This window comes from Mucilaginibacter sp. P4_G9, assembly GCF_056400985.1.
This window is the reverse complement of record NZ_JBFUKF010000020.1, coordinates 15,174-29,170: the sequence shown is the minus strand read 5'-3', so window position 1 is coordinate 29,170 and position 13,997 is coordinate 15,174. Positions and strand designations below refer to the sequence as shown.

At 41.9% G+C, this 13,997-nt stretch carries 6 protein-coding genes; 1 reads left to right on the top strand and 5 read right to left on the bottom strand.

What is annotated here, in order from left to right; translation table 11 throughout:
* Positions 1–72 precede the first annotated feature (72 nt).
* From AC1DPZ_RS03930 to AC1DPZ_RS03915, 4 genes are all read right to left on the bottom strand, one after another.
* Positions 73–1,539, bottom strand: a complete 1,467-nt coding sequence (locus tag AC1DPZ_RS03930) for a hypothetical protein (protein WP_477401397.1) — start codon at positions 1,537–1,539, stop codon at positions 73–75.
* A gap of 21 nt (positions 1,540–1,560) precedes the next feature.
* Positions 1,561–2,061 carry an LptE family protein gene (locus tag AC1DPZ_RS03925; protein ID WP_477401395.1) on the bottom strand — a complete coding sequence of 167 codons (501 nt, stop codon included), beginning with the start codon at positions 2,059–2,061 and terminating at the stop codon, positions 1,561–1,563.
* Positions 2,062–2,065: 4 nt separating this feature from the next.
* A complete protein-coding gene (locus AC1DPZ_RS03920) occupies positions 2,066–3,325 on the bottom strand; it encodes a sigma-54 interaction domain-containing protein (RefSeq protein ID WP_477401394.1) in 1,260 nt (419 codons plus the stop codon).
* 104 nt (positions 3,326–3,429) lie between these two features.
* Positions 3,430–4,932 carry a MiaB/RimO family radical SAM methylthiotransferase gene (locus AC1DPZ_RS03915; protein WP_477401393.1) on the bottom strand — a complete coding sequence of 501 codons (1,503 nt, stop codon included), beginning with the start codon at positions 4,930–4,932 and terminating at the stop codon, positions 3,430–3,432.
* A 154-nt stretch (positions 4,933–5,086) separates the two neighbouring features.
* On the opposite strand from AC1DPZ_RS03915, the gene AC1DPZ_RS03910 reads away from it, so the two are divergent.
* The gene (locus AC1DPZ_RS03910) at positions 5,087–6,892 is read left to right on the top strand and encodes a hypothetical protein (protein WP_477401391.1); all 1,806 of its coding nucleotides are present in this window, start codon (positions 5,087–5,089) and stop codon (positions 6,890–6,892) included.
* Between the two features lie 53 nt (positions 6,893–6,945).
* On the opposite strand, the gene sov is transcribed toward AC1DPZ_RS03910, so the two are convergent.
* Positions 6,946–13,983, bottom strand: coding sequence for a T9SS outer membrane translocon Sov/SprA (sov, locus tag AC1DPZ_RS03905; protein WP_477401390.1), 7,038 nt, complete (start codon positions 13,981–13,983; stop codon positions 6,946–6,948).
* Between the last annotated feature and the right edge of the window lie 14 nt (positions 13,984–13,997).

The window sequence follows — 13,997 nt, the reverse complement described above, 5'->3', positions numbered from 1 at the left end:
GTACGATAAGCCCTAAAAGAGCACATACAATAATGGTAAGGATAATTAAAAGGATCATTTCTTTATTTTATATTAATTAGTTTTCTTTTCTAACTGTTCAATTTGGAGGGCAAAGTAACGGCTTTTTTCCGGGAATTTCAATATCAATTTTCTATAAGTAGTAATTGCTTTGTGATATAGCATCTGATCTGAATAAATCTGGGCCAGTGTTTCGCTCACCAGTTCGTTTTTATCTTCCGAGCTCTTTTTAGCTTTATTTTCGTTATCCAGCTTATTTATAGAAGGCGGTCGTATCTGCGGCTCTTCTTTTATAAATTTTTCAATAATGATATCTTCTTTGCGTTTTACTTCCGGCGCATCGGGTATAGGTGCATTTTCAAGATCCAGCAGCGATTTATCATGAAAAATATTTTCAAAGTATTGTTGCTGCAACTCGTCGGCTGCCTGTTTCTGCTTCTCCTCTGCCGCTATTGCCGGTTGCTTAACCTGTGGCGCCGGCGTTGCATAGGGCTGATAAGTTGCCGCATACTCTTTACGTGTTTTATCAAGCCACCACATAAAGGTATAAGGCATTTTTTCATCGTTATACTTTGATACAGCTTCAGCATCCTGTGCAATATCTTCGGTTTTAGAAGTAACCGGTACGGGCACATTGGTAACAGCAGCCTGGTTTTCCCTTATTGGCTTATCACTACCTTTTTGATCCGCTATCGAATTATCAAACATAAAATAATCGGTAGCCGCAATGCTGCCTATGATCCATTTTTCTGTTTCGAAATTGATATCCCCATTATTCTTCTTTGATTCACTGCCAGCGGTTTTATCCACAACCGGCTCTTCAGCCTTAGCTTCTGAGGGATGGCCTACGAAGCTTATATTTTCAATACCTACAATTTCGTCAAACACTTCATCCTCAATACCATCACCATTGGGGGTTACAGCTGTTCCAGGTTGTTCATCAGGGGTATCTTCTATTATGGGCGAAAATATTTCATCATCAACTTTTATATCATTGATAACCACTCCGGGCTCCTCAGCAGTTACGTAGGTCTCCTCTGCGGGTACAGGCGGGAATAGCTCGGTTTCAATGTAATCGTGGTAGCCTCCTTCCGGTTCGTCTTTATCCTCTTCGGTTGGCGCCTCAAATTGGCTTGCCGGTTCATTTATAACTTCTCCAGGCTCGGTATCAGTCGCGGTACCTATATTAAAATAGTTTTCGTTTTCTTTGATAGTTGCATCCTGCAAATAACCAGGCTGGGGGTTATTTTTTTGACCTGCTATTTGCTCAGCAGAAACTAAAGCCAAGCTTTCGGGATTATTAATTAGCTTATGCAATAAGCCAGGGTTAAAATAAACGGCAGCATGCTTCAAATCGCTGCCATTACCTGCGTGAGCAAGCATGGCCCTAAGTATCCCGCTTTGTGGATATTCATCAACCAATTGTTGCAAGTCATAGTTATGCAACCGGCCGCTATCAGCAGGATTGGCCAGTAACTCCCATAATACTTCGTTTTGCCTGTTATTTAAATATTGATCCACGTGGTTGAAATTACAAAAAGCCTACCAATTAGAAAAGGCCTTGTTATAAATATCTTCAGTTAACTGCTTGGTAATTTCTTGTATTAGGTTCTGCTCCTGCGAATTAATATCCCCTTTATAATTGGCAAATCTTGTCATGCTTTCCTCAAAGTTAATCTTTTTGTCCTTATCGTACACAAACTTCACCTTTACAGTTATACTTAACCTGTTTGCACCAGCTATTGGTGGGGCATTATTTGAAGTGGCCTCAATTGATACCGGTGCAATAGTATAACCTATTATACTCCCCGACAAAGTAGCGTCGGCTTCGCCCCGTACCAGGCTTAAAGGGCTTTGGGTACGAATGCGCTCTTTCAGGGCTTCGGTAAACGTTTGACTCAGGTTATTAACCACAAGTGGCGCGTTGTTTTCAAAAAACTGAATGTTGATGGTTTTCAGATCGGGCGGTATTGAAACGTTCTTGAGCGTATAGCATGATGATAGTAAACTTATAAAAATTATTAACCCTGATAACCTTTTCATCAACCTATAAATTTAATTCTTTTATTTTCCTGTATAATGTTCGCTCGGATATACCCAGTTCATTGGCAGCCAGCTTGCGTTTACCCTTATGTTTTTTTAATGCCTTACGTATCAGGTCTGATTCTTTCTCAATCAGCGATAATGATTCTTCAACCTCCTCGGCCTCGTGGGTTATATTGTATGCATCGTTACCGCTGCTATTGTTATTGCTGCCGCTATTATTTGTATTAACGGGTTGCTGTAAAGTAAATTGCGTTTCGGGATTTCCGGGTAGCTCAATATCGCGGTACAACTGGTTAAGCGTTTGAGAATGACTGGCATAATTGGTTGATACGCCGCCATGCTCAATAATATCGGCCACCAACTTTTTCAATTCAACCATATCGCGCTTCATATCAAAAAGCACTTTATATAAAATATCGCGCTCAGAAAAATCCTCCTTGCCCTGATTGCCTAAACGCATGGGTAAGTTGCGGTTCCCTGTTTCGTGTGGAATATAAGTTAGCAGCGTTGGGGCGGTAATAATGCGGTCGCGCTCCAATACAGCCAGTTGCTCGGCCATGTTTTTAAGCTGCCTCACGTTACCCGGCCATGTGTAATTAATTAACACTTGCTGAGCCTCATCATCTAATTGAATAGGAGGTGTGCGGTATTTATCAGTAAAATCTGATGTAAACTTTCTAAAAAGCAGGTAGATATCTTCTTTTCTTTCCCGTAACGGTGGAATCTTTAATGGCACGGTATTTAAGCGGTAGTAAAGATCCTCCCTGAACTTGCCGCTTTTTACTGCCTCGTATACATCAACGTTGGTAGCTGCAATAACCCGCACGTTTGTTTTTTCGACCTTTGACGAACCTACCTTAATATACTGGCCCGACTCAAGTACCCTTAGTAAGCGTGCCTGGGTGCCCAAAGGCATTTCGGCTATTTCATCTAAAAATATGGTACCACCGTTTACAGTTTCAAAATACCCCTTACGTTCGCCAACCGCGCCTGTATATGCTCCTTTTTCGTGCCCGAATAATTCCGAATCAATGGTACCTTCTGGTATGGCTCCGCAGTTCACGGCAATGAATGGGCCATGCTTACGCGGACTCATCTGGTGTATAATATGCGAAAATACTTCTTTACCACTCCCGCTTTCGCCGGTAATAAGCACAGAAATATCTGTTGGCGCCACCTGGTTGGCGATATTTATAGCCCGGTTAAGCAATGGCGAATTGCCAATGATCCCGAAGCGTTGTTTTATTTCTTGTATTTCCATACCCCCTAACCCCCTAAAGGGGGAATTAGTTAATTATTTATATCCTTAATTAATTTAAACCCCACAACACGTTATCTGAATATGCATCAGGACGTAACTTCCTTTCAAGGAATTTGGGGGATAACTTTCCCTATCAACGTAGCCGATGTACTTCTCTCGATTAATACATTAACATACTGTCCCGGCTTATAATTTTCACCAACCGGGAATATTACCATAGCGTTTTGATCGCTGCGGCCACAATAATCGTTGTTTGATTTTTTGGAGAAACCCTCTATCAATACTTTTTCTACCTTACCTATACGTGCCTGCATACGATAAAATGAATATTCCTGCTGTTTGGCTACAATTTGTGTTAAACGTTGTTGCTTTACTTCTTCAGGAATATCATCGGTATAACGTTTTGCCGCTAATGTGCCAGGTCTTTCGCTGTACTTAAACATATAGGCAAAATCATATTTCACATAATCCATCATGGTTACAGTATCGTTATGCTCCTCATCAGTTTCGGTACAAAAACCCGTGATCACATCAGTAGAGATAGCACAATCGCCAATAATACTGCGAATTGCATCAATCCTATTCATATACCAGGCACGGTCATAAGTACGGTTCATCATATCCAGTATGCGGCTGTTTCCAGATTGTACTGGCAGGTGAATGTAATTACAAATGTTTTCGTACTTATTAATGGTATACAAAACCTCGTCAGTAATATCCTTAGGATGCGATGTTGAAAAACGTACACGCAAGTCGGGATTAATAAGGGCCACCATCTCCAACAGATTGGCAAAATTGGTGACAGGAGCCCCATCTAAATCCTCTCCCAAGGAGAGGACTTCATTTGCTTCTTCAACACCCTCTCCTTTCGAGAAGGCAGGTTGAGACTTTTTCCATTTATATGAATCCACATTCTGTCCTAACAAGGTAACTTCACGATAACCTTTATCAAACAGATCAACGCATTCCGCCACTATTGATTGTGGATCGCGACTGCGTTCGCGGCCCCGCGTAAATGGCACTACGCAAAACGAACACATGTTATCGCACCCGCGCATTATAGATACAAAGGCGTTAATACCATTGCTATTTAAACGCACCGGGCTTATATCGGCATATGTTTCCTCGCGGGATAGCAATACATTTACCGCTTTCTGGCCGCTATCAACCTGCTCAATCAAATTAGGCAAATCGCGGTATGCATCCGGGCCAACTACTACATCAACCAGTTTTTCTTCTTCTAAAAATTTTGATTTCAGGCGCTCGGCCATACAACCCAGCACGCCTACTACCAATCCCGGATTTTTCACCTTGGTAATGGTAAACTCCTTTAAGCGGTTACGCACACGTTGCTCGGCATTTTCCCTAATGGAGCAGGTATTTATAAAAATAACATCAGCTATAGTATGGTCCGCAGTTGTTTCAAATCCCTGGTCGGCTAGTATTGACGCAACTATCTCACTGTCACTAAAATTCATGGCACAACCATAACTTTCAATATAAAGTTTACGGCCATTGTTTTTACCTGTCACCGGCTGCTCTAAAACTAAAGCTTCACCTTGCCTGCTCTCATCATGTACCTTATCCGGAATAACCAAATCCATCATTTAATTAAAAATTAGTTTGCAAAAATACACAAAATTTAAATACCTGAATGACATATTGTCAGTATTTAACAAAATCAAAAAAATATTGTTATATTTCTAAATCAATACGTATAAAGCCACTGGCCATACATCAAAACAAAAGGAACATCCATACATGAAGCTTAAATTTTTAAAGCATAAGTGGCAAAAAATAGTATTTAATTTTGTGTTGATACCGGTTGCTATCATCTTCTTTATTGCTATAATTCTTAATCAGTATTTGTCGCCCATTTTAGCCAATAAGGTACGTGAAGCAGTTTTAGCCGGTAGCGACAGCTTGTACCGGGCTGATTTTTCTGATGCCGAACTGCATTTATTAGAAGGAAAAGTAACCATTTATAATATCAGCCTCACTCCCGATACCGCGGTTTTTAACCGTAAAAAGAGGCAACACCTGGCGCCTAACAACCTGGTAACTTTGCATGTAAAGCGACTTATTTTATTGCATGTACACCCATTTAGCTACTATTTTGGGCATAAATTAAAAATCAGTAAAATAATTTTAAACCAGCCTGAACTTAATATCAGCTATCAGCTTAACCATACAAAAGACACTATTGATAAAGACCACCAAACGGCGTGGCAAAAAATATCCGGAAGTCTGCACTCCATCCAGGTTGAGCACATCTATTTTAATGATGTAAAATTTAAATATGAGGATTACTCAGGTAACAAAGTCGTTATATCTGAGCTTAAGGAAATGAACCTGAGCGCTACAGACCTACTCATTGATTCGGCTACACAAACCGACAAAAGCCGGCTATTGAATTGTAAAGATATAATTATCGAACTAAATAATTATAATGGTAAAACATCAAACGGGCTTTATGATTATAAAATAAAGTACCTCAGGTTATCTACCCAAACATCCAGGTTAAATATTCAGGGACTACAGCTTGAACCTGCAAAAACAAACATTTTCTTCAACAAAAGTCGCAGCGACCGCTTTACCTTAGGCCTGGATTCACTAAGACTCAATAATTTCGATTTTTTAAGATACCACAAATACCGGGTATTAAGAGCATCCAGCCTGGAACTGAACGGCGGTACTTTAAGGGTGTTTGGCAATCCAAATAAACAAAAAAGACCCGCTCCTGATAAAATAAGCACCTTCCCTAATATGATAATCCGCACAACAAATGCAGATCTGAGTATTGATACAGCACGTTTAAGCCATATAAATGTTGAGTATTCGGAATTTAATAATGATTCAAAAAAAACAGGCACGGTTAGCTTTAACAATACCAGCGGCTATTTCTATAACATAACCACTAATGAAAAAGTTATTGAAAAAAATAATTTTACTGCAGCAAAACTAAGCACCTATTTCATGAACCGTGGCCGGCTCGATGTACAGTTTATGTTTAACTTAACMGATAAAGATGCAGCATTTAGCTATAAGGGCGTTTTAGGCCCTATGGATGCAAATAAAATTAACCAGGCCTCGGTCCCCCTGGCTATGGTTAAGATCACATCGGGCGATATCAGGCAATTCAGTTTTGACATCCAGGCTAATAGTAAAGCATTTAAGGGCAATGTAACTTTACTGTATAATAACCTTAAAATATCCCTTTTAAAGGCTGATACCGCCAACAACCAATTAAAAAAACAAGCGTTAATGTCGATATTTGCTAACCTGTTTGTAATAAAACACAACAACCCTGATGATATATGGAAGGCGCCAAGAACTACTTATGTTAACTACCGCCGACCAAAAGACTCTCCCTTCTTTAAAACCTTATGGAGAACATTACTCGATGGGATAAAACCAGCTGTGGGACTTGATGAAAAAACGCAGAGAGCGACCAATGAAAGAATAGCAGAGCACAACAAAAACAAACATGAAAGACTCATTAAAAAGGCTGAACGCAAGAAACGGAAAGCCGAGAAAAAAGCCGCCAGGGAATTGAAGGGAATTTAAAATTATTAGATGGTGACTATTTTTAAATCTTCAAACTGCCCAATCTTCTGATACTATTGTAGTAACAGTTTCAGGTTGATACCAAAATTGGTAAATGCAGTGTTAAACGTTTGCGATGTATAAGGTCTGGTAAGGTTTGAATCGTAAAACAGGTTGAGGTTAAAACGTTGGTTTATCACATAATCAATGGATGGCCTTACCGTAATATTTTGCGCACCCGATGATATTTCTGCGGCTTCCACATCGGCACGGTAAATAAGGGTTTTATTATCCCGCAGCGAAAAATCAAGCTTAAAATTAACATCCTTAGGGCTACCGCCTGCAAACAAACCAAACGGGAAGTGGAAGTTTTTGGTATGATAACCAAAACCAAAAACAATTATCCGCTCGTTTTGCTGCGCCAGCTGGCTGTTGAGCAAACTTAAACTAAGTGTACGGCTTTGGCGATACTCCATATTGGCAGTCATGCTGTTTTTGAACCTTGCACTCGCTCCCAGTAACGGAACAAACTGCTCAAATATAGTAACCTGCGAAAACTGGTACAGTGGTAAAAAGTTGTTGTTTAAATCGCGCGCGCTACTGGCGCCGGCGGCTTCCTGGTATTGTAGCAGGGTAGTAAAGCCGCTTACATTGTAAGATGAACGGTAACCATGGCTTAAGTCAAAGGAATCAAAAATATCGGCAAAGAATGGAATTTTAGCTAAGCCGTTATACCTGATATCCCAGTTGGGGATAGGTATTTTAGGAAACGGTGAAGTACTACTCTTTGTTGCTTTTTTACCGGTATAGGCGGCTAAAAATGCAGGTACTAATACGTTCTGTGAATTCTGGCCGTATCCATCCACAAACCCGGCAGAATCTACCAGGTGCGTCGAGTTGGGATTTTGAGCAGCCAGCCTTTGCGATAAAATGGTGCGGTTAGTCAGTAATTGCTCAAACAGTGGCGACGTATTATTAACCCCTGTTGTTTTTTTGAATGCTGTACCGATGGTTAAAAACGAGATGCTGTAGTTGCCCGTAGTTACAGGGCTTAATGTTTGGATACTATTGGTGGCAGCCAGGTATTTAAAGTTCGATTGATAATTATGATCCTGTGTTTTAAATGCTATCAATTCAATACGCAAATCTTTAAATGGTTCTATTATTCCCCTGAAATGCATATCCTCGTTAAGCGAGGTAGTATACAATTGGTTTTGCAGTGTATCTGTAGTGATCCAGCCATTCGCCACGGCTTTAGCCCGAATATCGGTTTGACTGCCTAACAAAAATCCTATGCCTGGCGCATTATAATCGCTATTCTGGCCAAAAAAACCTGATTGCGGCAGGTACCCGGGTATATATGTACCCTCCTTTCGCGAATAGGTTGCGCTAAGATTTTTAACACTGGTTAAAAGTCCGATTAAAATTTTACTTAGTCCCCCGGGCGCGTTGGGATTACCAGCCTTGCGGATAAAAGGAAATTTATTATATAGCGAAACCATGTTAAAAGTTGGGTTCACCTGTATTTCCCGCAAATTACTTATGCTATTACCTACGTCGTACGATGGGTCATTTATGGCAAACAACGGTTGGGTTTGCCAGTTAAAATGCGTACTGTAACGGGTAACAACCGATGTCCAGTCGAGCCCCGGAATTTTACTGATAGGCAGTGTATAATTCAGGTTAATGGTATGGTTGTAATTAGTGGTACGCCCCAGTTTTTTAAGGTTGTCCCAAAGTGTATCGCGTTTTAATCCGTTAATGCGCCCGGCAGGTTCATCAACTACCGCTAAGTTTGTGGCATCAATATCCAGCTGTAATGATTTTGATAAATTCCACCCTATTCCATAAACCCTGGTAATGTTAAAGTATTTGTTAAAAGTTGTTGTTGGTATGGGGATAAAGTTATTAGGGTCGTTATCCCGCAGGGTATTTTCCGAATAAAAACGATCAAAATTAATACTAAAGTTTAACCTTGATGGCAGTATGCTAAAGTTAATATCACGCGCCAGCGCCAATAAATTACTCTTGATGATTTTTGCAAAAGGGCTGTAATATTTGGGCGTATTAGTATAATTATAAGCCAGTGTAAAACGGTATGACTTTTGGACGTCATTTTGGGTGGTAAAATCGTGGTGCAGAAACTCGGTATAGGCATAGCTGGCGTTCAGGTTTTCTACATCCCAGATGCGGTTTGGTGAATTTGGATTCGTTTTGGCCTTGTGCACATTGGTAAAGTTGAAGCTYTTGCGCATGGTATAATCAACAGCCACATTTTTTATCGAGTCCCGCTCCTTAGTGCTTGTGGCGGCTGCAAGTGATTGCTTTAGTTCAATATCCGGCGAGCCAGGATCATATTGTGGCATGCTTTTTTGCGATGACACATTGATATATGCCGGGATATGGATGCCGCTTTTATCAGGGAAAAACTTACCCAGTTCTGCAGTGGCCGATATGTCATATATCTGGTCATCACTTTGGCTCCTGTCGTTCAGCCTGGAATCCAGCGTACCAAAACCTATCGTAGTTTTACTGCCCGATACCGTAACATCAGCAAAATCGGCCAACTTGGTGTCAAGCCTCGCAGTTGCCGCCCAGCCCCCTCGCTGGTCAAAATCGGTTAAGCGAAGCTCATCAAACCAAACGGTACCTGTTTTATCCAACCCATCATCTACGGCCGATGCTTGGTCGCTTTTCAACGGGTTGCGCACACCAACCATAATGGTACGCAAGCGGCTCAAGTCGGGTTGGCCTTTTAAATAAACTACCTGGTTGCCTTCGGTATATTTAAAAACCTGGTTATAGGCAACATTCGAGTGGTTTCGCTTAAGCTTTGCCCTGGTAAGCAGGCCCAGTTCCAGGTCAATGGCATTGGCATCAGGCCATATGGCATCAGGGTCGCGGGTGCCGGGTTGCGTAATTTTCAGGGGGGCCTCGTACTCGTAATAATTATCCTGGTAATCAGTACCTAAACGCAAAAACGCGTTAAGGTCATTATCCTTTAACAGATCGCCTTCGGCATGTACAAACATTTGTACGCGTTTGTATTTACGCAGATCGTTAAAAAAAGTACGGAAAGCGGCCCTTGAATAGCCATCCCGCAAGCTTTTTACATTCAACGATAATGATTGTTCGTTAAGCTTGGTATTGGTTTGCAGGTTATTATAATTACGCTGGCGCTGAATGCCTGGTGGTACCACGTAGGGTATAGGTGTACGGTTGCCATTTTCCTCAATATTTACTGCCTGTACATCAAGCGTTGAATTATCTATCGGCGGGTTACTCATTGAAGGATCTGCAATTACGTTTAGCGGGTTCTTTTCGGTATTAAAGGCACGCCACTCGCCACGTACCAGCTCCAGTGTAGCAAAACGTAATATAGCTGTATCGGCAAAATTGGTCATGAACATCCGCATAAAACGAATAGCTTTAAAATCTTCAATATTACCTACCTTACTTTGGTAATCGTTTATCGGGATCCTAAACTGGTACCAGTTTACCGATTGTGTGGTTCCATTAGGCAGCTTTACCGTAGCTGTCACCTTATCGCTGATGTTATTCTGCCCAACCACCATGTCTCCCGGCCGGATAGATACCTTGTACTGAAAGTATGAATCTTCCTGGCTCATGTTGTTATCCCGGTTGATATCTTCCCCATCGGGCAAGGAGGTTGATGCCGAGTTCTGGATACCCAGTTCGGCTTGTGATTGTTCTGATGTTTTTGAGTTGCCATCGGTACCGTTGTATTTGCTATACCGGTCAAGGATCCCTAATCTTGCCTGGTCAAGGGCCRTACCCTGGTAATACTGGTAATCATCAGATGATGGGTCATTAGCAAAACTGGTTGCAGCCTGACCGCTCAACTGGCCCTTAACCTGCGTTACTACTGGGGCAAATTTGGTTTGCTCATCAGCATCATTCAAGCCATCCAAACCAACGTCTTGCAACTTGCGTGAACTTGGATTATTATCAAACGCGTTAATAACCGGCTGCAGTTTTGATACTCTGCCCCAGTTGGTCTCGTCTACCTGTGTCACATCGCCGTTTACCGGCAAGCTGTTCTCTAAACTTTTACGGCCATCCTTCAATATATCTTCAGATATACTGCCAAGGTTAAAATACAGATCCCCACCGGCCGAATTTGGTTTATATATAAAAGGATCGAGTACCCAAAACTCGATGTACGATACGTTTAACGATGCAAAATCGTTGGTCTCCAGTTTCCTGAACATACCGCCCCAGCGTGATTTAGGGTTCTGCAATGTACCATCAGGATTAAAGCCAGTGGTCGCGTAGTTATAAGGTCCGCGTATGTTTGGATAAAAAGCCATGTTCAGCGTAGCCAGCGTTAAAGGCTGCCCTGTGCTTGATTGCTTATATGGAAATACCTCTTGCTCCAGTACCTGCCTTGCGTAATGGTTTGACAGATCGGCACGGGACATGGGAATATTACCGGAATTGGTGTAAAATATGGGGTCGATATTATAAAATGCCAGCCGGGCGCGGTTGTAGCCATAACTCAGGTCGTTAAACACAGATGACTCCGAGAATAACTGTGGTGTTCCCGAAATTTGCCAGGCATTGGCACTCTTTATATCGATAATTGATTGACTGTTTTCAAAATCATCCAGGTACGAAGTTCCGTTTTTGGAACCGGCAAAGTTTAGCGCACCGGGGCTACCCGGCAACAGTTGGGCAAACTCGCCCGAGAATGTTACCGACGATGGGGCCTTGGTATGGATAAATGGGATCTTGTCAACCAACCGGGTTAACATCCTTGAATCCGAACTGTAGTTGGCGTCAAACCCCCAGATGGTGTTTGAAATAGATTCTTCACCGGCAATTTCATTTTGGGTAATAGGCTGCTCGGTAAGGTGCATAAGGGTTCCGCCTAATGCCAGTTTATCATTTACATGATAATCAAACCTCGAGCCATATAACGATTTTTGCTGTACACCAAAAAGCTCATTGTTTTCCAGCTTTACGCTGATGGGCTGGCCCGACGATAGCAAGGCTTGGTTAAGTATCCTTATCCGCCCGGCATTATAATCAATAGTATAATCGGTGGCTTCTGTCAGTTTAAGCTGACCGGCGGTTACAGTTACCGATCCCTGCGGAATGTTTACCGCATTCAGCTGGTATTCCGATCCTCCCGTTGAGGTATAGGTACCCTTTATTACATACCTGTTAAGGGCCGGAAAATACTGCTGCGCTATGGCTTTGGTTGAATCATATAAAGGCTGATAAACATATCGCTTTGCCAGATCGGCCTCTCCGGCTGTGAACTTAGCAGCCAGATCAGAGCCGAAAGGCTCTATTGTTGGAAAAACAATCCGCCCGTTTTGCGAATCGATGGTTACGCCTTCCAAAAAATCGAAATAACCGTCGGGGTGTTTATCGCTTTGCTGGTTAAGGTTATCAAGGCTGGTAACCTGCAGCCATAGTTTGCCCTTGATATTTGCACCCTCTTCCATCACCGTTTTTTCGATGCCCGATTTATCATCAAGCCTGGTAACGGTTAATTTAAAATTGGTTGGCGCTATCTGGAATGCACCCAACGAATAGATGTTTTTCATCATCAGATCCCAGGATGGCAAATTGGTTTTAAGCAACTCATTCTTCAATAACTTTACAAACAACACCTTTGGTGTATTAGGGTCAACCGCAACGTCGCTGCTAAACTCCCCCACCTGGTACTGTACGCCATTAATGGTATATTGGTACGCTACTGCCAGTACCTCATCATTATTTAAAGGATAATTAAGTGAGATATAACCCAGCTGCGGATGCAGCGTGTATTCCTTATCGGTAAGTTTTCGCGCATAGGTAAGCTTAGCATAGTTATTAGTACTCCCGGTTGATTGAAAGTAGCCGGCAACAGCATTTGAATTTGTTTGCCGGGCAGCTGCAGGCAAATTGTTTAATAACGAGTTTGATTGCTGCGCAAAACCCGGGCCTTTAAAACCAGCCGGCAAACCACTAAAACCAGCTCCTCCCTGTATCTGCGTAGTGTTATAAGGCTTGTTTTCGCCAAGGTCAAGGAAAGCCAAAATATCCCTTGAATCGGTGGTTACACTGGTGCGGTTGGTTGTCCAAACTTCAATTTTGGTAATGTTTATATTGGAACTGATAATGGGAATATTGGACAGCGCCCTGTTATAATTGTTGCGGAAATATTGCGATAAAAAGAAGTGCTTATTAGCCTCGTAATCCGCTGGGGTAAGYCTGAACTCGCCTTGCTGCGATCCATTGGTTATGGTAATAGTTTTTGATTGCGATCGCTGTTGCGATAAAATGCTGGTAATATCCAGCCGGCCAAACTTAAGCTTTGTTTTTATACCAAACAACGCCTGGCTACCGGTGATCAATGTGGTAGGCAGGGGCATACTAACCGTTCCGGCCTCTATCTTTTGAATGATTTCATCGGGCGAGCCGGTATAATCTAACTTTACCTGGTTTTCAAACTGAAACTGGGCATCGGTATTATAATTGGTGGTAATCTTTAATTTATCACCAATATTTCCGGTTACATTTAATTGAATTTTTTGATCGAAATTAAAATTGAACTGGCTGCGTTGCCGGGTGTTAAATAAAGGATTTTCATTTTTATTTACCTGCCCGGCCAAAATCATCTCTGCAGATCCCTGCGGGCGAATATCGATGTTTTGGCTGCCAAAAATCTGTTCAAAAGTTCGACTCCGCACTTTTATAACCGGAATAAAGCCGGGCTGTTGCGAATCGTAAGCATAATCATCTGCCAGCTGTTTGTAATAACTGCGTTGATTTGATTTTTCTTTTAACTTTAAGTACTGGGCAAAGGTGAGGTACTGCGGCGGACGATATAGTAAATTACCAACACGCTCATACAAGATATATCGGTTTGATGCAGCATCATATTCAATTGTACGTACCAGGCCCGGGGGGTCGGAACTGAAAATACCCTCCCTGAGCCTAACATTTTTGGGTTGAGCTAAATTGAGGGGCGCATTTTTTTGAGTTGTATCACGCTTAGCATTCGGAACCGGCTGCTGCGCAAAAGCGCCGCCCAGCCCGCCAAAAGCAAGAATTAACAACACACTTATAATAATATTATAAGTAAATATTCTGATCAAAAGTTAAGTCGAAA